At 42.9% G+C, this 23773-nt stretch carries 16 protein-coding genes; 3 read left to right on the top strand and 13 right to left on the bottom strand.

Annotated features, from left to right (window positions below; translation table 11 throughout):
- Positions 1-156: 156 nt before the first annotated feature.
- The 7 genes from SKC38_RS01625 to rpsA all read right to left on the bottom strand — a co-directional run bounded on the left by SKC38_RS01625 (position 157) and on the right by rpsA (position 10804).
- Complete coding sequence (locus SKC38_RS01625) at positions 157-3531, bottom strand: efflux RND transporter permease subunit (protein WP_377974866.1); 3375 nt, start codon at positions 3529-3531, stop codon at positions 157-159.
- Between the two features lie 64 nt (positions 3532-3595).
- Positions 3596-4708, bottom strand: coding sequence for an efflux RND transporter periplasmic adaptor subunit (locus SKC38_RS01620; RefSeq protein ID WP_377974520.1), 1113 nt, complete (start codon positions 4706-4708; stop codon positions 3596-3598).
- A 7-nt stretch (positions 4709-4715) separates the two neighbouring features.
- On the bottom strand, positions 4716-6059 hold the full coding sequence (locus SKC38_RS01615; protein ID WP_377974518.1) for a TolC family protein: 1344 nt from the start codon (positions 6057-6059) through the stop codon (positions 4716-4718).
- Positions 6056-6661 carry a TetR/AcrR family transcriptional regulator gene (locus tag SKC38_RS01610; RefSeq protein WP_377974517.1) on the bottom strand — a complete coding sequence of 202 codons (606 nt, stop codon included), beginning with the start codon at positions 6659-6661 and terminating at the stop codon, positions 6056-6058. The genes SKC38_RS01615 and SKC38_RS01610 overlap by 4 nt, the downstream gene beginning before the upstream one ends.
- 95 nt (positions 6662-6756) lie before the next feature.
- Positions 6757-7278 carry a cupin domain-containing protein gene (locus tag SKC38_RS01605; protein ID WP_377974865.1) on the bottom strand — a complete coding sequence of 174 codons (522 nt, stop codon included), beginning with the start codon at positions 7276-7278 and terminating at the stop codon, positions 6757-6759.
- Positions 7279-7353: 75 nt separating this feature from the next.
- On the bottom strand, positions 7354-8787 hold the full coding sequence (locus SKC38_RS01600; RefSeq protein WP_377974515.1) for a Gfo/Idh/MocA family protein: 1434 nt from the start codon (positions 8785-8787) through the stop codon (positions 7354-7356).
- A 196-nt stretch (positions 8788-8983) separates the two neighbouring features.
- Entirely contained in the window at positions 8984-10804 is a 1821-nt protein-coding gene (gene rpsA, locus SKC38_RS01595) for a 30S ribosomal protein S1 (RefSeq protein WP_377974513.1), read from the bottom strand.
- A 147-nt stretch (positions 10805-10951) separates the two neighbouring features.
- Between rpsA and SKC38_RS01590 the strand changes: the two genes are divergently transcribed.
- On the top strand, positions 10952-12091 hold the full coding sequence (locus tag SKC38_RS01590) for an aldose epimerase family protein (protein ID WP_377974511.1): 1140 nt from the start codon (positions 10952-10954) through the stop codon (positions 12089-12091).
- Between the two features lie 39 nt (positions 12092-12130).
- Here SKC38_RS01590 and mazG read toward each other — a convergent pair whose 3' ends face one another.
- Positions 12131-12928, bottom strand: a complete 798-nt coding sequence (gene mazG, locus SKC38_RS01585; RefSeq protein ID WP_377974509.1) for a nucleoside triphosphate pyrophosphohydrolase — start codon at positions 12926-12928, stop codon at positions 12131-12133.
- Positions 12929-12930: 2 nt separating this feature from the next.
- Positions 12931-13782, bottom strand: coding sequence for a glycoside hydrolase family 16 protein (locus SKC38_RS01580; protein ID WP_377974508.1), 852 nt, complete (start codon positions 13780-13782; stop codon positions 12931-12933).
- A gap of 84 nt (positions 13783-13866) precedes the next feature.
- Here SKC38_RS01580 and uvrB point away from each other — a divergent pair, with 84 nt between their 5' ends.
- Complete coding sequence (gene uvrB / locus SKC38_RS01575) at positions 13867-15885, top strand: excinuclease ABC subunit UvrB (protein ID WP_377974506.1); 2019 nt, start codon at positions 13867-13869, stop codon at positions 15883-15885.
- A 51-nt stretch (positions 15886-15936) separates the two neighbouring features.
- On the opposite strand, the gene pdhA is transcribed toward uvrB, so the two are convergent.
- Entirely contained in the window at positions 15937-16947 is a 1011-nt protein-coding gene (gene pdhA, locus SKC38_RS01570; RefSeq protein WP_377974504.1) for a pyruvate dehydrogenase (acetyl-transferring) E1 component subunit alpha, read from the bottom strand.
- A 140-nt stretch (positions 16948-17087) separates the two neighbouring features.
- Here pdhA and recF point away from each other — a divergent pair, with 140 nt between their 5' ends.
- Positions 17088-18185: a DNA replication/repair protein RecF gene (gene recF / locus SKC38_RS01565; protein WP_377974502.1), complete on the top strand. Its 1098-nt coding sequence runs from the start codon at positions 17088-17090 to the stop codon at positions 18183-18185.
- Here the strand turns inward: recF and SKC38_RS01560 are convergent.
- The 3 genes from SKC38_RS01560 to SKC38_RS01550 all read right to left on the bottom strand — a co-directional run bounded on the left by SKC38_RS01560 (position 18154) and on the right by SKC38_RS01550 (position 23719).
- On the bottom strand, positions 18154-19329 hold the full coding sequence (locus tag SKC38_RS01560) for a glycosyltransferase (RefSeq protein ID WP_377974501.1): 1176 nt from the start codon (positions 19327-19329) through the stop codon (positions 18154-18156). The two genes, recF and SKC38_RS01560, sit on opposite strands and share 32 nt — an antisense overlap.
- 75 nt (positions 19330-19404) lie before the next feature.
- Complete coding sequence (locus SKC38_RS01555; protein WP_377974499.1) at positions 19405-20700, bottom strand: amidohydrolase family protein; 1296 nt, start codon at positions 20698-20700, stop codon at positions 19405-19407.
- 4 nt (positions 20701-20704) lie between these two features.
- Complete coding sequence (locus SKC38_RS01550) at positions 20705-23719, bottom strand: amidohydrolase family protein (protein ID WP_377974497.1); 3015 nt, start codon at positions 23717-23719, stop codon at positions 20705-20707.
- Between the last annotated feature and the right edge of the window lie 54 nt (positions 23720-23773).

The following is a 23773-nucleotide window of genomic DNA, read 5'->3' as shown; positions in this document are numbered from 1 at the left end:
CCTATGTTCAAAAAATTAATTGGATCCTACTCGTCTTGTTCCTACCATGTTGGGGAATGATCATCTATTTTGCTGTAAATGCCTCCAAGAATTAAGGCCTTGAAACAAAAAACCCCCGAACATTGTTCGAGGGTTTTTACATTTTGAACCACCAAATTAATAAACACGTTTTGGAAAAAACTTCTGCTTAATGCGCTCCGAGATGTAATACATACAAGGCACAATCACCAGGGTCAAGACCGTCGAGAACGTCAATCCAAAAATGATCGTCCAAGCCAAAATCCCCCAGAAATCCGCAGATTCCGATCCAAAGAAAATATGTGGATTCAGCTCCGTAAACATCGAGACGAAGTCAATGCTCAAGCCTACTGCCAATGGAATCAAACCTAATACCGCAGCCGAAGCGGTCAACAATACCGGCGTCAAACGAATTCCACCACCTTCAATGATCGCTTCTTTCAATTCATAACCACGTTTGAAACGTAGCTCCTCAATGAACTCGATCAACAAAATACCGTTTTTCACCACGATACCTGCCAAGGCAATGATACCCACTCCGGACATAATCACCGAGAATGTCATTCCAAAGGCCATAAAGCCTAAGAACACACCAATCAAGGATAACAAAATCGTCGCGAAAATAATGAATGGTTTCACCGCCGAGTTAAACTGCGTCGCTAAAATCAAATAGATCAACACCAAGGCAGCCATAAAGGCCATTCCCAAGAATTCACCTGATTCTTTCTGCTGCTCCTGCTCGCCACCCATACGGATTTTGTAGCCCTGCGGCATATCAATCGTCTCAAACAATTGCTCCAATTCACCCACAATCTCATTCGCATTATAACCCTGAACCACATCGGATCCCAAGGTAACTACACGCTCCTGATTCTTGCGATTAATCTGACTAAATGAAGTCGCATAACGAATATCCGCAATCGCATTCAAAGGCACTTGACGCAAGGCTCCCCCCATATTCATGTCACGGTAGGTAATGTTCATCGACAATAATTTCTCGATTTGATTACGAGAATCCCCTTTCAATCGCAATTGAATTGGATATTCATCCTTGATATCGCGGAACTTCGAAATCTCAGCACCGAATAATCCCGTACGAACAGCCATCGCAACTTGTGCGGATGAAATTCCTTCCCGACTCGCCTTCTCACGATTTACATCAATGATAATTTCTGGCTTATTCGTCACCAAATCCGACTTCAATTCTTGAATTCCTTCAATGCCCGACTTCTGAATAATCTTCCGAACCTTTTGCTCTAATTCCTGAAGAACAACAAAATCATCGCCCGCAATCTCAATAGAAATCGGCTTACCCGTTGGCGGCCCTTTAGCCTCCCGCTCAATCGCCATTTCCACACTTGGGATAGGTTTTTCAAAGAACTCTTTTTGAATCTTTTCCAACATGTCGCCTGAAGAGATTTCTCCACGCTCTTGTTTCGGAGCAAATGCAATCGTCACCTTACTCTTATGTGGTGTCGCACCGCGATCAGGTTGCATCGGATCTCCCGCATTTTTACCTACGTTTGAAATCACCGAGTTCACAGCCTTACCCGCATTTTCCTTTTTGATGAAAGCAAAAACGCGTTGCTCAACAATCTTTGTAACAGAATCCGTCACTTTGGAATCCGTCCCAATCGGCATTTTTGAATAGATATAAATGTAATCCGGATCTGACGCTGGGAAGAAAATAACCTTCGGCTTCACAATACCCATCAATACGATCGTCGCAACCAATAATCCAAAGGCAGCAATAGTAGCATAAACAGCCCGGCGACCCTCCAATACCCACGAAATAACCCGACGGTATGCATTTTTAAATGCTGGTAAGGTTTCCTCTTGGAAAGGAACAACCCATTTTGGCGTCACAATAAAGTGATTGAAAACGTACAATACCAAGGCCAAAAGGCCAAAGTTTCCGAATCCAAAATGTCCTAAACCAAAGCCTATCACATATCCGAAGATAGTTAAGCTCAAAAGAATAAACACAGTCCGACGGATATCCGCAAACTTAGGTTCTTTCACATCGTTCACCTCCTCATCATGACGTTTCATAAACGAAACTGCAAACACCGGATTCATCACGTATGCCACAAACAAGGACGCAAACAAGGTAATGATCAAGGTAATCGGCAAGAATTTCATGAATTCACCCACGATACCCGGCCAGAATAACAAAGGCAAGAAAGGAGAAATCGTTGTCAATGTTCCCGTTAAAACTGGAACAAATACTTCAGATGCCGCCAATTTAACTGCTTCCGTGATCGATAATTTTTTGAAATTATTGAACAAACGGTGGGCATTTTCAATCACCACAATCGCATCATCCACCACAATTCCTAAGCCCAACAAGAACGCAAACAATACTATGGTATTCAACGTAAAGTCCAAACCTGGCATGAACAAGAAAGTCAATAAGGCAGACAAAGGCACTGAAAGACCTACAAATGCCGCATCACGCACACCCATAAAGAACATCAATACTACCACCACGAAAATAAATCCAAGGATTACCGTGTTAATCAAATCCGCAAGGTCACCACGCGTACGCTCCGACTGGTCAGCTGTCACGGAAACAACTAAACCCGCAGGAAAACGACTCTCGCGATATTCTTCAATCGTCTTTTCAATGCGGTCCGCCGCGTTAATTAGATTCGCGCCACTACGCTTAATCACGTTCAAGGTAATAACCGATTTGTTATCCAAACGCGCAAAATCTTGCTTCTCCTCAAATCCATCACGCACATCCGCCACATCTTTCAAACGTACGCGAGCTCCCGTCGAAGAACCGACCATCAAGTTGGCCAATTGATCCACCGACTTAAACTCTCCTACCACACGTAACGAACGACGAACGCCATTCACGTCTAAATCACCTCCTGAAATGTTCACGTTTTCACCCTGAACAGCTTGTTGGATGTCATAAAAAGTCAAGCCATAACTCTGCATCTTGTACAGATCCAAGTTCACCTGAATTTCACGTTTCAAAGCACCTACGATATCCACACGCGTGATTTCAGGCATACCCTCTATCTCGTCTTGTAAATCTTCTGCGTATTTCTTCAACTTATCTAATGGATAATCCCCAGCGATGTTGATGTTCATGATCGGGAACTCCGAGAAGTTCACCTCGGCCACAGCAGGATCACGCGTTAGATCTTTTGGTAAGTCATTACTTGCTTTGTCCACGGCATCTTGCACACGTTGTTTGGCAACGGGAACAGAAACGTCCGTATTGAATTCAACAATGATTACTGAGATATCTTGCAATGCATTCGATTTGACACTTTTAATGCCTGAAATCGACTTCAATTGCTTTTCGATCGGTTTGTTGATCGTATTCTCAATATCCGCCGGAGTCGTTCCCGCATAAACCGTTTGAATAACCATTTGCGGAACAACGATATCCGGAAACTGCTCTTTCGGAAGGCGCGAATAAATACCCAAACCTGCTACGAAAATGATAAACGTAAAAATGTAAACAGTGGTACGGTTTTGGCCTAACCAGCCGACCATGTTATAAATCAAGCCTTTCCCCTCGGGCAGTTGCTCGTTCTTTAAATTCTTTTCCATGCTTGACTTAGAATGAAATTGCTTGTCCGTCAACTAAATCTTGGTAGCCTTGTGTGATAACTTGATCACCAGCTTGTAAACCTGTAGCAATTTCTGCTTGTCCGTTGTATGTCAAACCGATTGTTACGACACGTGCCTTAGCCACTTTTTTGCCATTTTCTTCAACAGCCACATAGACCAAATTACCTTTTTCTGTTTTTTGAATGATGTTTTCATCCAAAACCAAGGCATTTGCCTTAGACAAATCATTGATGTTGATGACAGCTAATTGATTCGGTTTCAAATCACCACCTGCGTTTGGAATGCGCGCCTCGATATCAAACGTACGCGTCAATGGGTTCACCATTTTAGAAACCAAAGAAATACGTGCAGTAATTTCCTTATTGATATCTGGAAATTTGATGTTGATTGGATCACCTTGTTTCACAGAACCTACGTAAGCATCTGCAATTTTCGCAGCGATTTTCAAGTTACCTAAGTTGACAATTTGCACAATTGGCATCCCTGGAGCTGCCATTTCACCTGCTTTTTGACGCACGATTTCAATCGTTCCTGAGATAGGCGCCACCACACGTGACAAGCCTAATTGAGCACGTAACGTAACCAAACGCTTCTCCAAAGATTCCTTATTCGATTTCGCGCTTAAGTATTGAACCTCGGTACCAATTTGTTGGTCCCAAAGCGTCTTTTGCTTTTCAAACAAGGTCTTCGCTAATTCCAATTGGTGTTTCACCTCTTCCATGGATTCCTTCAAGATGCTGTTATCCAAGGTCGCAATCAATTGTCCTTTAGAAACTTGTTGGCCCGCTACCACTGGCAACGAAACAATCATTCCGCCTGTTTGTGGGCTAACCAAAACGGTATTTTCTGCAACTACATTTCCTTGAGCTTCAACAAAATGTTTGAAGGCAACAGGTGCGATGGGAGTAACCGTAACCGCAATTACTTTCGATGATGCAGATTCTTTACCTGCGCCTAATTCCTTTTCCAAGGAAGCGATTTTCGCATTAATTTCTTTGGCCTCTGCTTTTAAGTTGGCCAATTCTGTTTTCTTATCTGCCGACTTATTGCATGCCGCAAATAAGACAATGGAGCTTAGGAGGATAGTTAATTTTTTCATGTTCGTATTATTCTGAGTATAATGTTCCGTTAGATTTTGCTAGCTCTACTTTGGCGATTAAGGCATTGTAAAGTGCGGTAAAGTAATTTCCTTGAGATTCCTTGATGGAAGTTTCAGCATTCAGAACTTCCAAATTCGAACCTACCCCTTGTGTGTATTTCACACGCGTTACGCGGGAAATTTCGTTGGCCAAGTCAAGATTTGCTTTTTGTTCTTTCAATGATTCTAAAGCATTCTTCAAAGAAATGATGGATTGACTACGTTGTAAATCGATCGACGATTTCAACAAATCATAGCTTTGACGAACTTTTTGAAGATTGTTTGCTGATTGTAAAGCCTTGTATTTCTTCGAAAATCCGTCGAAAATTGGGATTTGAATCGACAAGGTGATCGCTGCATTATCGAACCATTGTTTGCTGAACAAATCGCCAAGCGCATTTGCCCCAGCATTGTATCCATAATTACCAGCCAACAAAACCCGCGGAAGATAACCAGCCTTGATGCTTTTCAAATCTAGCTCTGCCAAATTTTCTTGTGTTTTTAGAATCGAGTATTCGATGCGATTACCGTAGTTGAAAGGCAAATCTTGATCTTCCAATAAGCGATGGCTCAATTCGATTTGCTCCAAGGTTTCAGCTAAACGAATCGGCGTTTCCATCGGATATCCCATTTGGAACTTCAATAAGGAATAGCTCAACTCTTGCAAACGATAGACGTTTTCCAATTCCGTACGCAAATTGTTCGCTTGAACTTCTAAACGTTGCACATCAATTTTCTCAACAAAACCTTGCGCATTAAGGGCTTTGGATTCTTTCAACAAGGTATCCAAACGGCCCACGTTCGCTTGCAAAATCGATAAGCGTTTTTCGTTCACCAAAATACCATAATATGCTTTGGTTACATTTTCTGCTACTTGTTGTTTGCTTTGCGTTAAGGTTTTTATGGAAAGGTCCTTATACACTTGAGATGCTTTCAAGCCTAATAAATAACTTCCGTCAAAGACGAGCTGGTTAATTCCTACGCTAGAAAAACCTGAATTTTCCACACCGAATTTAGCAGCGATTAACTCTCCTTCCGCAGCAGCTGGATTAAAGATTTTTGCGGGGATAAACATACGTTGCATGATTACGTTGTTCGTTAATGCCAGCGAAGCATTCACCTGCGGCAGGCCCATTGCCTTGATTTCATTGATTTTCGCACCTGCATTTTGCAAGTCGATCTGGCTATTTTTCACTTGAACGTGATGTACAATGGCATAATCTACAGCGTCTTTTAGGCTGAAAGATTGCGCATTTGCTGACACGGAGCAAAGTAAAAATAGACCGGCATAAATTTTTCTTAGGCGGATCATGATTTTAAATTGTTTTGGTAAGATGTATAAAGTGTTAATCCTTTTTCCGTTAAAATGCCTCGTAGGAAGATATCCATCAGAGCCATTTGTGTTTCGTATAAGGAAAGTTTGTTGCTCGGGTAAAAATCAAGGTTGAAAGCGAGATCAACTTCTGCCATGCGCAAGCGCGCAAGTAATTCAAAATCGATATCATTTCGGAAATAGCCAAATTGGGCACCTTTCTTAAAATCTGCTATGAGATTTTCATGGATACAATTTTCTCCATGCGCTTTAAATAGTTGGAAGGCCTTCGGGAAGTATTTTTGTATTTCGAAAAGTAAACGCGGATTCATGGTTAACAATAAATCCTTCGTCATTTCGAACGACTTAAACATCTTCTCGATCACATTGGAATACAATCGATCAAGTTCCTTCCACTTCACTAGATCTTTTTCAATGAAGACCTGAACGACTTCAAAAACCATGGAGTCTTTATCTGGGAAATGTTGATAAATCGTTTTTTTCGAAATGCCCAAATCTGATGCAATGGCATCCATCGTCACCGTTTTCACACCGTAACGAAAAAATAATTCAGTTCCTTTTTCTAGAATACGCGATTTCATTTGCTCAACCCCTTGATTAATCGGGAAGCAAAACTATGGAAACTTTCGAAGACTACAAAGTTTTCTTGTACTATTTTTAGATGAGTGGCGGAAAATTACGACGAACGGCCAAAGTCGTCTTGTAATCTGACGATATCGGATTCGTCGGAAGGATTTGCAACATCCGTATGTTGCCAGATTTCTGCCACTATGCCCCATTGATCTAAACCCACCAAGCGGTGACGTGTACCGATCGGCAATGTGATGATGTCATTAACTAAATAAGTATTAGGTAGCGATTGTTCGTCGGTTTCGGAAATCGCAACGCCTACGGGGCCGGAGGTCACCGACCATAATTCAGCACGGCGGAAATGGTACTGCCAGGATAAGCGCTTATTAGGGGCAACTACTAAAAACTTGGGACTCAGCTTTTGGGTAATTTGAATGGAATCAAAATCAACGGATGGGAAAAACTGCTTGGCAAACTTGGCTGCTTGATCTTCTTGTAACACAAAAAAACCTCCCCATGGACGGTCAAAATCATATGAAGCAATTTCATATCCCTCCTGTTGGATAAAAGCGTTCACTTGCGTGAAAACATGAGCGGCCTGAAGGGATGATTGAAACGTAGGGAGCATAATAAATCTTTTCACAAAAATAAAAAAAAGACGGGAGAGAACCCCCGTCTTTTCAATTAATCAAGTAATAACTTATTACATGGTCCAGCCCGCACGGTATTCGCGCTTCACGAATTGATTCGCTGCTTCGAAATTGGTAATGCGCATATTCGCCGCATCCCACTCGAGTTGTTGGCGGCCAATGTACTTCGCATTCCGGCCTTCGCCTTCACGCAACATGTACGAACGGATAGCTAAGTTACCCATCAATACAGATTCCGTAAATGGACCTGCATAATCGAAAGGAGAACTTACTTCCATATTTCCGTAACCTGCTTTACAAGCCTCTACCCATTGCGTATTGTGGCCACCAGCACCGCCTTCGACGCGCGCTAATTTTGGCTTTGGAAGCTCCGATTCGTCTACACGCTTGCCGTCTTTGAACACTTTCGGATACATACCATAAGTTCCACAAGTCATGATACCTTTTGTACCAATCAAGATTACACCATTCGTTCCATCTGGATCTCCGATGATTTCAGTCGCTGGGATACCTGCAGGATGTGGAGCACGGAGACCACCATCAAACCAAGTTAATTTTACATTCGATTTATTCTTTGCAGATGGTCCATAATTCAAGGTTACCATCGATGATGGAGGGCATCCTTCTGGAATCCACTCCGGAACCCAGTCATTTAAGAATACAGAACCTACTGAACATTCTACGTTTAAGGCATCACGGATACCCAATACTTTGAATGGAGGATCTAATAAGTGGCAACCCATGTCACCTAAAGCACCTGTACCATAATCCCACCAGCCTCTCCATTTGAACGGAACGAAGGCTGGATTAAATTCACGATATTTTGAGGGTCCTAACCATAAATCCCAATCCAATTCAGCCGGTACGGGATGTCCCGCAGCTGGATACGAAATTCCTTGTGGCCAAACTGGACGATTCGTCCAAACCAATACTTCAGATACTTTACCAATTACTCCACCATCAAACCATTCAACCATTTGACGAACGCCATCACCTGAAGATCCTTGGTTACCCATTTGAGTCACCACTTTCATCTCACGTGCCTTTTCAGTCATCATACGCGCCTCATAAATGTCATGCGTCAATGGCTTTTGAACATACACGTGTTTTTTGCGACGCATGGCTTCCATGGCAATCGTTGTATGTGTATGGTCGGGAGTTGATACAATCACCGCATCTACATTATCTCCTTCAGCTTCCAAAGCTTTACGGAAATCCCGGTAATAGTTCGCTTTGGGAAAATCTTTACGCGACTGAACAGCGCGACGATCATCTACATCGACAAGGGCAACGATGTTCTCTTTGCCTTTATTGAATGAATTCATGATATCACTCTGGCCTTTTCCACCAGCACCAATACCCATGATGTTTAATTTGTCGGAAGGAGCCGTAAAACCCTTTCCCAATACATGCCGCGGTACAATGTAAAAGCTTCCTGCAGCTAATCCAGCTTTTTTAAGAAAGTCTCTCCGTGAATTATTTCCCATAATTTAAATGATTTAGTTTGATTGGACGTGGCTGGACTCTTTTTCCATTCACAGTCAAGCCCCTAAGTTGTCAAAATACCTCGAAATAAGCAATTCTTTTCTTGATATTTTACAAATCTGTGTGCTTCGGTCAGGATAGCACAAAAAAAGGGGATTCGTTTCCGAATCCCCTTTTGATCAAAACTTAAAACAAATATTATTCTGCTTTCTTAGATTTCTTCTCTAATTTTTTGATCGCTTGCTCACGCTCAGCACCTTCCATTTGCTCTTTCAAAGCAGATAAAGCTCCGATATCTCCCATTGTCGACTTCTCAGCTGTAACTGTAGCCGTCTTCTCTGTAGATTTTGTTGCTTTTTTCTTCTCTACTTTTACTTCTTCAACTGGCGCACCTGAGAATGTACGTGTGTGCGAAAGAATAATCTTACGATCTTCTTTGTGGAATTCCGTTACAACGAAATCCAATGCCTCACCCGCTTCAGCTACTGACTCATCTGCTTTCGTCAATTGTTTCAAAGCAGCTAAACCTTCGATACCGTAAGGTAATTCCAAAGTAGCCATTTTGTCATTTTTCGAAATAACAGTTGCTTTATGTATTGAACCTACTGTGAACACACTTTCAAATGTATCCCAAGGATTCTCTTCTAATTGCTTGTGACCTAATGCCAAACGACGGTTATCCGCGTCTAACTCAATCACGATAACATCCAATGAATCGCCTACTTTCACGAATTCAGATGGGTGCTTGATTTTCTTTGTCCATGACAAGTCGGAAACGTGAACCAAACCATCGATTCCCTCTTCTAACTCAAGGAATAAACCAAAGTTAGTTAAGTTGCGAACAGTTCCTTTGTGCTTCGTTCCAACAGCATATTTAGACAATAAATCTGTCTTGTTCCAAGGATCTTCAGTCAATTGCTTGATACCTAAAGACATCTTGCGCTCAGAACGATCTAATGTCAACACAACTGCTTCCATTTCATCGCCAACTTTCAAGAAATCTTGTGGGTTACGCAAGTGCTGAGACCATGACATCTCAGAAACGTGGATCAAACCTTCAACGCCTGGCAATACTTCTAAGAAAGCACCGTAATCCGCAACGTTAACGATTTTACCTTTTACTTTTGATCCAACCTCAACCTCAGCAGCTAATGCTTCCCAAGGATGTGCTTGCAATTGCTTCATACCTAATGAGATACGTTTCTTGTTCTCATCAAAGTCTAAAACAACTACTTGGATTTTTTGATCTAATTTCAACACCTCTTGTGGGTGGTTGATACGTCCCCACGAGATATCTGTAATGTGCAATAAACCATCCACACCACCTAAGTCGATGAACACACCGAAATTAGTCATGTTTTTGATCACACCTTCTAATACTTGACCTTTGTCTAAGTTGTTCAAGATCAATTGACGTTGTGCCTCAAGATCTTTCTCGATCAATACTTTGTGAGAAACAACTACGTTGTCATTTGTATGGTTGATCTTAACCACCTTAACTTCCATATTTTTGCCAACAAAAATATCGAAATCACGGATTGGCTTCACATCAATTTGAGATCCTGGCAAGAATGCCTCGATTCCAAAAATATCCACAATCAAACCACCTTTTGTACGACGTTTTACGAAACCATTGATGATTGTATCTTCTTCCAAAGCTTTCTCAATGTTCGTCCAAGCGCCCATTACCTTCGCTAACTTGCGAGATAAAATCAATTGGCCGTTTGCATCTTCTTGATTCTCAATGTAAACTTCAACTTCATCTCCAGCTTTCAAATCCGGCATATCGCGGAATTCAGATGCAGATACTAAACCATCAGATTTGAATCCAATGTTTACGATTACTTCACGGTCTGTCTTGCTCACAACAACCCCCTTCACAACTTCCTTCTCAGTTACCGAGTTAAGAGTAGCCTCAATAGCTGCCTCCATTTGTGCTTTTTGATCAGCAGTATAATTACCACCGAATCCTTTTCCTTCAACTAAATCCCAGTCGAAATCTTTTTTAACTTTTGACATATTTGCTTGCCCTAGATACATCAACACGCTGGGCTAACGTGCTGAAATTAAGTGTAAAACAATTTTTAAATTGGGGTGCAAAGATAGGGAGAATAATTTTATTTTCAAGCAAATTCTTTAAATTGGATGTTCAATAACCTATTTGCCATGAAAAAATCAGTTTCCAGGCTCGCGACAGCCATTTTTGCTTGCACCTTTTTTATGGGCATGGCACAAACTAAACCTCTTATAACCAGCATGTTAATTAGCGAAAAACCTTTAGGAAAAACTCCCTCTAATGAAGACGTGACACTCTACACCCTGAAAAACACCAAGGGAATGGAGGTCCAAATCATGAATTACGGTGCCATCATTACCAAAATTATCGTACCTGATAAAAACAAGGTCATGGAAGACGTCGTATTAGGTTTCGACAAGGTGGATGACTATATCAAAGATTCTCCATATTTCGGCGCGGTTGTAGGACGATACGGCAACCGAATTGCTGCCGGAAAATTTAGCCTAGATGGAAAAACGTATACGCTTGCAGCTCAAAATAATGGCCAACATCTGCACGGTGGCTTAAAAGGTTTCGATAAAAAAGTATGGAAAACAGTTGCCAAAAAAGATGGCAGCATTACCCTAAGCTATTTATCCGTAGATGGCGAGGAAGGTTTTCCTGGTAACCTCGAAGTTCAAGTAACTTATACGTTGGGCGATAATAATGCCTTGTCCATGGATTACGTAGCAAAAACAGATCAGGCAACGGTTCTGAATATTTGCAATCACTCGTATTTCAACCTTTCAGGAAATGTGAAACGCGATGTATTGGATCACAAAATACAATTGAATGCGCCGTTTTTTATACCAATTGACAAGGTTCTTATCCCAACGGGCGAAATTAAATCCGTAAAAGGTGGGCCATTCGATTTTACATCCGCTAAAAAAATCGGCTTGGACATTAATGCTGCTGATGAGCAAATTACATTTGGAGGTGGATATGACCATTGCTATGCTTTTGATAAAGCTCCTGGTGCCTTCGGAAAAATCGCACGCGTGGAAGATCCTTCTTCAGGTAGAGTTATGGAAGTGTTCACCACAGAGCCAGGTGTACAATTTTATACAGGAAATAATCTAGATGGACATTTGATTGGTAAATATGGTGCCGTTTACAACAAACGTACAGGCTTCTGCCTAGAAACACAGCATTACCCAGATTCTCCAAACAAACCCAACTTCCCGTCGACGGTTTTACGCCCTGGAGAAACCTATACCTCGAAAACAGTTTATCAGTTTTCTGTGCAATAATCGACTTTTATTTGCGTTCGGCGGTAGACGCTGCCAGGGTCATGACCCTGGCAGCGTCACCTTCGCTTCATTCCAAAGTACATCCATCTCAGCCAGCGTCATATCCTGCAAATTCTTGCCCATTTCGGCCGCACGACGCTCTAAATGCTGAAAACGATAAATAAATTTCCGATTTGTCCGCTCAACTGCCTGATCTGGATTAATATCAATAAAGCGCGCAAAATTCACCAAACTGAAAATCAAATCACCCAGTTCCCCTTCCGCCTCCTCTTTTTGAACCTCCGTTAATTCTTTGCCCACAAAGGTTTCCTTAAACTCTCCCAGCTCCTCTTCCACCTTCTCCCAAACCTGCTCCTTTTCCTCCCAATCAAAGCCCGCTCCCCGCGCCTTCTCCTGAATCCGCATCGCCTTCACCAAAGCCGGCAAGGAATTGGGCACGCCTGATAAGACCGACTTATTTCCCTCTTTGAGCTTCAAGGCTTCCCAGTTGGCCTTCACCTGCTCCTCCGTCTCAGCCACCACATCTCCATAAATATGCGGATGCCGCGAAATCAACTTCTCACAAATGCCATGCAAAACCGATGTCACATCGAAATCACCTGTCTCCGACCCAATCTTGCTGTAAAACACCAAATGCAACATCACATCGCCGATCTCTTTGCGAATTTCAGCCATGTCTTTGGAGAGTATGGCATCAGCCAACTCATAAGTCTCCTCGATCGTCAAATGACGCAAGGTTTCCATCGTTTGCTTCTTATCCCACGGGCATTTCTCCCGCAAATCATCCATGATGCACAATAATCGATCAAAGGCCTCCGCCGCTGCTGGGTATCTCATTTCTATGGGTTTAATCCGTACACGCGGACATAATCAATCAAAAACTTATTCGGGAAGATCGTGTCGTCTACTCCTTTTTGGCCACCCCAGTTTCCTCCAATAGCCAAATTCAACAAGATATGTTGTTTCTTGTCAAACGGCCATTCCTCCCATCCTCGACCCGTATTTTCAAAGGTAAAATACAACTTGTCGTCAATGTATGACTTAATCGACTGAGGTGTCCACTCCAAAGTATAAACATGAAAGGCCGTATCAAAATCATCAATACGTGTTGTAGCCGTTTTTTGTGTACCAATGACATGATTGAAGGCTTTGGTATGCACCGAAAAATGCATGACCGCAGGGTCATAACCCACATGTTCCAAAATATCAATCTCGCCATTATCTGGCCAATAGGTAGATCCGTAATCTGATTGGCTTGCCAACATCCAAATTGCCGGCCAGTTTCCGCGACCCGCAGGAATCTTAGCGCGAACTTCCACTTTGCCATACAAGAAATCTTGCTTGCCTTTGGTGACGATACGGGCGGATGAATAATTCATTGCCCCCATAGATTCTTTACGTGCCTCTATCGTTAATAGGCCATTTTCAATATGCGCATTATCTAAATCTGCTTTGGTATAATATTGTAGCTCATTGTTACCCCAACCCGAACCGCCTACATCGTAAGACCAAAATTTTTCATTAGGCAAACCCGGCGTTTCAAATTCGTCCGACCAAATCGGATCTTTTGTAAATGTGTACACCTTGGGTGCAATGGGCGTAGTGGGCTCCGTGGGCAGAAATGGAGAAGAAACCTCTTTGGATGCACATCCTAAAAAGCCTACGCCTAATAAAGCAATCGTTTTGATCATCTGTTGATTTTTTTACCCTCAAAAATAACCCGATTCCCGCCACATTTCCTATTCTCCGCAAGCGAATATTATGTACTTTTGAACATGGAATTTAAAATCGCTTCATCCTACCAACCTACAGGGGATCAACCCAATGCCATCAAGGAATTGGTGGAAGGGCTTAATAAAGAAGAAAGATCACAAACGCTTTTGGGGGTAACCGGTTCCGGAAAAACCTTTACGATCGCGAATGTCATCAAAGAGGTCAACCGCCCTACCCTGATTTTATCCCATAACAAGACACTTGCAGCTCAATTATACGGCGAATTCAAATCTTTTTTCCCAGAAAACGCCGTCGAATATTTCATATCCTACTACGATTATTACCAGCCAGAGGCCTTCATTGCCTCCACAGGTACCTACATCGAAAAGGACCTCTCCATCAACCAGGAAATTGAGAAATTAAGGCTCGCAACCACTGCGGCCCTGATGTCCGGTCGGCGAGATATCATCGTCATCGCATCCGTTTCCTGCATTTATGGTATGGGGAATCCCGACGAATATAAGAATTCGATTATGCGAATCGGGGTTGGAGAAACGATTTCAAGGAATCAATTTCTTTTCCGACTCGTCGAGATTCTTTATTCCAGAACCGAAGGGGAATTCTTACGTGGAACTTTCCGCGTTAAAGGCGATACCGTGGATATCTTTTTAGCCTATGCTGATTTTGGGTATCGCATCATTTTCTTTGGGGATGAAATCGAAGAGATTCATCGCATCGACCCTTGGACGGGTAAGAAAATTTCCAAAGAAACGATGGTCGCGATCTTCCCCGCGAATTTATTTGTGACAGGTCGCGAAACCTTGAACAATGCCATTTCAGATATTCAAGCGGATTTAGTGAATCAAATCTCATATTTCGGGAAAGATGGCCGACTGCAAGAGGCGGAACGCATCAAGCAGCGGACGGAATTCGATTTAGAAATGATGCGCGAACTGGGTTATTGCTCCGGCATCGAAAACTACTCACGTTATTTTGACCAGCGGAAACCGGGGCAACGTCCATTCTGCTTGCTCGACTTTTTCCCTGATGATTTCCTCATGGTCGTGGACGAAAGCCACGTAACTATGCCGCAGATTCGTGCCATGTACGGCGGGGACCGTTCCCGGAAAGAATCTTTAGTCGAATACGGCTTCCGTTTACCATCCGCGATGGACAACCGGCCGTTAACTTTTCAGGAATTTGAGGATATCGTAGGCCAAACGATTTACGTGTCAGCTACACCTTCTGATTATGAATTAAAACAATCCGAGGGTGTGGTGGTCGAGCAAATCATTCGACCAACGGGACTTTTGGATCCGTTAATCGAGGTTCGTCCGACAAAAAATCAAATCGACGATTTACTAGACGAGGTCTATGACCGCATCAAGAAAAAAGAGCGTGTATTAATCACAACCTTGACCAAACGCATGGCGGAGGAAATGTCCAAATACCTTGATCGGGTGGGCGTCAAATGTCGATATATTCACTCGGAAATTAAAACCTTGGAGCGGGTAGAAATCCTGCGAGAACTACGCTTAGGTGTTATAGATGTATTGGTGGGTGTCAACCTATTACGCGAAGGCTTGGATTTGCCGGAGGTTTCTTTGGTAGCCATCATGGATGCCGACAAAGAAGGTTTCCTACGAGATATTCGTTCCTTGATTCAGACGATTGGTCGGGCAGCCCGGAACGAAAATGGCCGTGTGATTATGTATGGGGACAAGATGACCGGCTCGATGGAACGTGCGATTAGCGAAACGAATCGTCGGCGAGAAAAACAAATGGCCTATAACACGGAACATGGCATCACACCGAAAACCATTTGGCGCAGTCATGATGAAATCATGGAGCAGACGTCCATTGCGGATCGTATGGCGAAACCGATGAAATCGTATGGCATTACACCAAAAGAATCCTTACAGGCGGCAGATCCACTATTGGCCTATATGAGCAAACCCGAGCTCAAGAAACAAAAAGAGGCGGTTCAAAAAGAAATGGAACGTGCGGCACGGGATTTGGATTTCCCATTAGCGGCGAAGTTCCGAGACGAGATTTTGGCTATCGACAAATTACTGGTATAATAAAAAAGGCGCGGAATACATCCCGCGCCTCTCATATAATTGTCTGTAAAATTACTCGGCGATGAACGGATAATCTTGCTGTACATATACATCTTTGTATGCTTCATCCGCTGTAGGGAAAGGAGAAACCTCAGCAAAATCAACAGATTCTTGAACCTGAACTTTGATTTTTGCATCGATTGCATCTAAATCTGCTTGTGTCGCGATACCAAAATCCAAAATGCGTTGCTTTACTTGCTCGATCGGGTCACGCTCTTTGTAAGCTTCAACCTCTTCTTTTGAACGGTATTTTTGTGGATCAGACATGGAGTGTCCACGGTAACGGTATGTTCTGAATTCCAAAAACGTAGGACCTTCACCCGCACGAGCACGCGCCGCAGCACGAGAAACCGCTTCGTGAACTGCCTCTACATCCATCGCGTCAACCGCTTCTGATGGCATGTCATAAGCTTCTCCCAATTGGTATAATTCTGTTACGTTCGATGTACGAGCAACCGAAGTACCCATTGCATAACCATTGTTTTCTACGACGAAGATCGCAGGTAATTTCCATGTCATTGCCATGTTGAACGCTTCGTGCAAAGCTCCTTGACGTGACGCACCATCACCGAAATACGTGATTGAAACATTACCTGTTTTCTTATATTTTTCAGCAAAAGCTAAACCTGCACCTAATGGGATTTGCGCCCCTACGATACCGTGTCCGCCTACGAAACCAACTTCTTTATCGAAGATGTGCATCGAACCACCTTTTCCTTTGGAAGCACCCGTAATTTTACCGTATAATTCCGCCATGATTGCATTCGGTGAAGTACCTAAAGCTAACGGGATACCGTGGTCACGGTAAGCTGTAATGTATTTATCGCCTTCACGTAAGGCAGATTTAGAACCAGAAGAACAAGCCTCCTGGCCAATGTATAAGTGACAAAAACCTTTGATTTTTTGCATCCCATATAATTGACCGCATTTCTCTTCGAATTTGCGTTGCAATTGCATAGACTCATACCAATACATGTAGGTCTCTTTGGAATACTTAGGTGCTTGTGTTTCTTTCTTTGCCATCTGTCGATCGGAAATTTTTTGTTGCCTAGGGAAAATGCCCCAGTCAAAATCAAGGCGAAATTAAAACAAAACACGCAAGCAGCCAAAAAATCGCGTATTATTCTTTATTTTTACAGCATTGTGCCCATTCACTCGTCTCTATGTACCTAAAATCTTTACAGGTCAAACAGTTTAAATCCTACGAGGAGGCGCAATTTGAATTTATTCCCAACATCAATTGCATCGTAGGCGAGAACGGAATCGGCAAAACGAATCTCCTCGATGCGATCCATTTTCTTTCCCTGACCAAAAGTGCCCGAGGTGTCGCAGACCCCTTATGTATCCGACACGGCGATTCCTTTTTCATGGTTCAGGGCAGTTTCATCTTCCAAAAGGATGAGCATGTTCCCGAGACGGAAACACAAATCACCTGTGCCGTGCAAAAGGGCCAGAAAAAAGCCTTATTAAGGGACCAAAAACCCTATACACGCCTCGCAGACCACATCGGAAACTTCCCCATCGTATTGATGGATCCCCACGATACGGACTTGGTGCGCGACAGCAGTGATACGCGCAGACGCTTCTTCGATGGTGTGATGGCCCAATTAGACCGCGGATTTTTAGAGAACTTGATGCGCTACAATCGCATTGTCCAGCAGCGCAACAGCCTCTTGAAAATGTTTGCCGAAACGGGCACACATGACGCTTTGATGCTTGCAAGCTACCATGAGCCGCTGGTTATCTTGGGCGAATCCATTAACCAAGCACGAATTGAGTTTTTGAAGGACTTTTTACCTCGATTTCAGGCGCATTATGCTGCCCTATCGGATGATCGAGAGCAAGTCATGATTCGTTTGGAATCTACGTTTGTGGCGGGTCAATTAGACGAGGCCTTGAAACAGGCGGAGCGGCAGGATTTTGCAGCCCAACGAACGACGATCGGTATACATCGGGATGATTTTGATTTTGAGATTAATGGATATCCCTTGAAAAAATACGGTTCCCAGGGCCAAACCAAAAGCTTTGTTGTGGCATTAAAACTGGCACAATTTGATGCGTTAACCGCAGTCAAACCACGGAAGCCGCTCCTGCTGTTAGATGATATTTTTGATAAATTGGACGACCGACGGATTCAACGATTGATTGAAATGATGGCAGAAGATCATTTTGGTCAGGTGTTTATTACGGATGCCCGACCTGAAAGAACGAAGAATTTACTGAAGGATCTTAGTACGAAGATTCAATACCTAGCCTTATAGTATCACCAAATTTTTGAATTGAATTTGAAGATGCAAATGCGTCGCAAGAGGAAATATCCAAGGATACTTTATTGCCTTGTAATTCCTCAATTGCAGCCTTAATTGCAGATGGAGATGAGGAATCAACCGCCAAACCAAAATGGTTTTTTTGAATTAGAGCTCCGATTTGACCCTTGTCAGAACCTAACATCAACTTCTTCGCCATGGCTGCGCGTACAAGAACAGAACTAGAACCTAGGTGTCCTTGATATAATAATAAAACCACATCAGACGCTTCAAAACACATCTGTACCTCAGGGGCGGGCAGATACCCAAATCGACAAATTACTTGTAATCCCGGTACTCGAGCAATTGCAGCTTCGATGACTTGTTGGTATGCTGGCCGTATAGGACCCACGAGCAACAAGCACATTGATTCTAAAACCGAATTTGGCAGATTTTCACATCCTTTTAAAAAGGATTCAATCCCTTTTCGGTTATCAAGGTGTCCAAAATTTAAGTATACTTTTTTATTCGCAGGTAACTGTAATTTCTCCTGAAAGTCCGAATGGTCTTTTTGATCAATATTGAATAATCTAACGGGATCACATAGATCCTCAACATTAACCTCTTGCGATAATGCCTGGATGGCAGCCAATGATTCCGTCCCAAGGCAAAACAAGTTTTTTAATTGGCCAGATTGTAACGATTTTTTCAGAATCCATTTTTTCAATCGGGGATAAAAACCCTTTTGATTCGCTAAAAAATTAGGTCTAAAATAGATCCCTGAAACAGGAATAGACGCTCTTTTACCCAGCCATGCCCCTAACTGAAAATAATCAAAATACATGAGGAGTGAATGACTTGCATGAACCTGATTGGCCAAATCTAACATCAAATTCCACTCGACAAAGGAGCGTTTGTAAATCGACAGTGCATGGATACCTTGGATTTTCTCCATGGGAATAGGCAAAAATGTTATGTTTTTACCCCAAACGAGCTGCTCTTGTTGTTTCCTAGATTCAAATTGTTCTTGAAATAGAGCCCCCGTTGCAACAAATAAATCAATTTCCGGAAACGCGCTGTAATAGCCAATTAGATTGAAAAGGTAATCTGGATGATGACCATCTAGAATCGTATCAAATAAAAGAATTCGCTGTTTCACAAAACAAAAATAGGCTAAATAAATGAAAAGGTCGGCAAATTGCTTTGCCGACCCTCCCAAGAATAAACACAAAGCTTACAAGTTATACTTGTACTTGTAACGATTGTATAATTGCGTATGCTTGTTATTCAAATCGACAGCACGCCCTTGAATGAACGCATGTGTCACAACACTGGATTTCATATCTAACAAATCCCCTTGACAAATTACGATGTTCGCATCTTTCCCATTTTCCAAACTTCCTGTGCGATCAGCGATGCCTAGGATTTTGGCTGGGTTTAGGGTAATTGCCGACAAAGCTTCTTCACGCGTTAAGCCATAAGCAGCCATCGTTCCAGCCAAGAAAGGCAAGTTACGAATCTGTGTATAGCCATCACCTGAGTCTTGACAAATGGTAAACAATACGCCTGCTTTTTGCAATTGGGCACCCGTTTTATACGGTTGATCTACCGCATCATCTTCTGCAGCAGGGAGCGCGTGAGGTTCGTGCAAAATAACAGCCACTTGGTTCGCAGCTAAAATATCTGCAATCATCCAGCTATCCGTACCGCCCGCGATCACTAATTTGAAGTTAAACTCCTTGGCAAAATCAATCGCCGTGAGCATTTCCTTCACCAAATCACAATGCACATACAGTGATTTTGAACGATCAAAAAGGCCTTTTGTTGCTTCAAATTTCAAGTTGACCGACGCATGTGATTTCTCATTCAAATACGCTTTTGCCTCACGGAAAAATACTCGTGCCGTTTCGATTCGCTCCAATCCCGCTTTCACGGGATCTGAATCACCACCGCGACGACCGCCTCCGCCATTTGGACGATTGATCAACGCAGGAAAAGTCATGTGAACGCCATTATCCAAGGCATACGCTGCATCTTCCCAGTTCCAAGCATCCAATTGAACGATTGTAGAAGAACCTGAAATCAAGCCTCCTTGCGGAACGATTTGAGCTAACAATACGCCATTTGTACGCAAGGTATTGATCACTTTACTATCCGTATTGTATGCGACAATCGAACGAATATTCGGATTCATTTCGCCTAATTCGTCGAAATCAACGGTCGATTTCGTGGAGCTTACTTCCACCAAACCTAAATTGGTATTCGGTGCAATGACACCTGGATAGATGTGTTTTCCTGTCGCATCGATGTGCTCAACATCAGCAGATATAGCCGGAGCTGAGGACAAAATCGTCAACTTCCCTTTATCGATAGAAACGGTTCCATTGGAAATCACTTGGCCATTGCCGATATGCAAGGTTGCCCCGGTAATCACGATTTTTTTCGTTTGTGCCGGGGAAGGATGCATGGTTTCTTGAGCCATCAATGATAGGCCCAAAAAGCAAAATATAGGTATTAATAGCTTTTTCATGTTCTTATTCATTAATATGGTCTTCATCAATAAAACGACTTGCGATACGCTCCCAAAGGCTCTTATCATGGTTGTGATCTTCTTCACACATGTTTTGCTTTTTCACTGACGGAGCAGATGGTCGCGTGGAAGCACCCCCTTTTTTCGACGCAATCATCTTTTGAATCAAGCGTTGTTTTTCCGTTTGTAAGGCCACTTGTAGTTTCGCATCTTCCGCACGATCAAACACAACGGTTCCGTCTACGATGGTCTTCTCCGACTTCGCATAAATACTTAATGGGTGATCTGACCAAATAACTAAATCGGCATCTTTTCCGGGTGCGATGCTACCCACGCGATCAGCGACGTGCAACATTTTGGCAGGATTCAAGGTCACCATTTTCAAAGCATCTTCTTCCGACATGCCTGCATATTTGATTGATTTAGCCGCTTCTTGGTTCAAACGACGTGCCATTTCCGCATCATCCGAATTGATCGCAACATTCACACCCACCGCCTGCATGATAGCCGCGTTTTGTGGAATGGCATCCAATACTTCCATTTTGTAATTCCACCAATCCGCGAATGTAGAGGCATTTGCTCCGTGCGCTTTCATTTTATCAGCTACTTTGTAACCTTCCAAAATGTGCGTCAACGTATTCACCGTAAAACCGAATTTATCAGCCACTTTCAAGATAGAATTAATCTCACTTTGTACATAGGAGTGACAAGTAATAAAACGTTTCTTGTTTAAGATTTCCAAAAGCGTTTCTAACTCCAAATCAATCCGCTTACCTGGACCTAATTTCTCATAATCTCTTGCACGTGTAAACGCATCCGTCAACACTTGCTCAACCCCCATACGCGTATCCGGGAAACGTGGATTAGATGTGTTCCAAGAACGCTTCACGTTTTCACCTAAAGCGAACTTGATGAAAGGATCCCAGTTGGCAAATTTCAACGCCTCCGCGTTTTGACCCCAACGGAACTTCAACAATTGTGTTTGTCCACCGATCACGTTACAACTTCCGTGTAGAATATGACTCGCAGTCACACCTCCACTTAACTGGCGGTAGATATCCACATCATCGGGATCGATGACATCGGCGATACGTGCCTCCGCCGTAACAGATTGTGTACATTCATTGATTCCGCCGGTAGCACCCACGTGTGAGTGCTCATCGATGATACCCGCTGTCACGTGTTTTCCCGTTCCGTCAACGATACGTGCAGTTGGGTCTTTTAAGCCTTTGCCTACTTGGACGATTTTACCTGCTTTTACGAGTACGTCGGCATCTTTCAACACCCCTTGTTTTTCGTTCGTCCAAACCGTAGCGTGTTGAATTAACAAGTTCTCTTGCTTAGCAATCGTCTTTTGACCAAAACCATTGAAAGGGAAAACTACATCACCTACAGCTTCAGGTTTATTCGTTTTTACTTGAACAGAATCTGATTTCGCAGCTTCAGAACGAACGGCTTTCCAAGAAATCCAATTGCCTGATGCTAATTGGCCTGTACCTGAAATGCTAGATCCATCAAATGATCCCGTCAAACGAACACGTTGTGATTTATCCGCTTTGCTTGCATAGCCAAGATTCACTAATTGCTCTTTTTGAGTCAAATCTACTTGCGTCGTATCACTAGCGATCAAGGACGCTTTGTAAGAACCTGGCTCTCCCTGAATGACTAATTTCGCTGGTGAACCTAAGTTGATTTGGTAAGTTCCGGCTAAATTCGTCCATAAATCGGACTGAACGGCGTAGCCACTGCCTTGCACCCAGTTTTCGATGATGGCTGATTTCTCAGCAAAAACCGGTCCGTTTGCAATGAAAAAATTGGCTACTTTGCCTTGATCTAGACTACCCACTAAATCCGAAACACCTAATAATTGTGCTGGTATTGTCGTCAATGCCTCCATTGCTTTTTGCTCCGACAAACCATATTGAATGGCTTTGCGAAGGTTTGGCATAAACGAGCTAATGTCTTTCAATCCATTCGCCGTTAAAGCAAAAGAAATGTTTGCCTTTTCAAAAGCGGCTGGATTCGTGGGAGCTAATTCCCAATGCTTCAATTCCGCCACGTTCACAAAACGCATGTCGGTCGGGTCATCCACATCAATTGTCTGTGGAAAAGCTAGTGGCAAAATGAAGGACGCTTTCGTCGCTTTCATTTCATCGATTCGTTGGTATTCATCCCCAGAACCTTTGATAATGTATTGCACACCAAATTCATCACCGATTTTATCGGCACGTAATACATTCCATTTTTCGGTCACCGCAAAAATCTGTGGAAGGCCAGCGTTTTGATTGAATCGGTCTAAGCTTAAGTTCAAACCTTCTTGTGCAGGCTTTGATTTATACCATTGCGCATCCAAGAAATTTTGGCGAAGCAATGCAACGCTACCCATCAAAGAGCCTGGATAATCTTGCGTAGAAGAACCTTTTTCAAAAGAGAAATGAGCGGCCGTTTTTTCTTTTAGAATAACCATATTCTCTCGGTCTTTCGCTAAAGAAACTAGGGCACTTGTTCCGCGAGAGATTCCATCAGGCTGCAAGGTAGAAACTGCACCGAATCCCAATTTGCGAAGTTCTTTCGCTTTGGATTCGTTCACAGCGAAATGTTTCGCATGTTCAACTTCTGATTTTAATGCTTGATTCCAAGAGAATGGCCCTTTAGTATTGCTCAGCATTTGTGAGGGAGCGCGGTAGCTATAATTGCTAGCTGTCACAGCATCCATGCCATAATCGCTGAATGCATCCACGAAACTTGGGTAGATAAATTTGCCTTTGCATTCGATGACAACGGCATCTTTTGGGATGGCAACCGAAGTTCCAACTGCCTCAATGCGTCCTTGTTTGATAATTAGGGTCGCATTTTGCAAAGTTGTTTTGGCATCTTTTACGACAGTCGCATGAACGAAGGCATAATAACCTGCGCGTGGATTGGCGACATCGTTAATAGGAAAAGTTACTTGGGCTTGAAGTCCATGCACGAGGAAAGCGAGTAGGACCCCGAGACTCCGATAGGAGAATATTTTCATAGGTATGCTTTATTGATGAACAAACAAGTTAGTTAAATTTTCAATATTTCGCTC

The sequence above is a fragment of the Aquirufa echingensis genome (assembly GCF_042714525.1).
In the GTDB taxonomy this organism is placed as follows: domain Bacteria; phylum Bacteroidota; class Bacteroidia; order Cytophagales; family Spirosomataceae; genus Aquirufa; species Aquirufa echingensis.
This window is presented reverse-complemented; position numbering and strand designations above follow the sequence as displayed.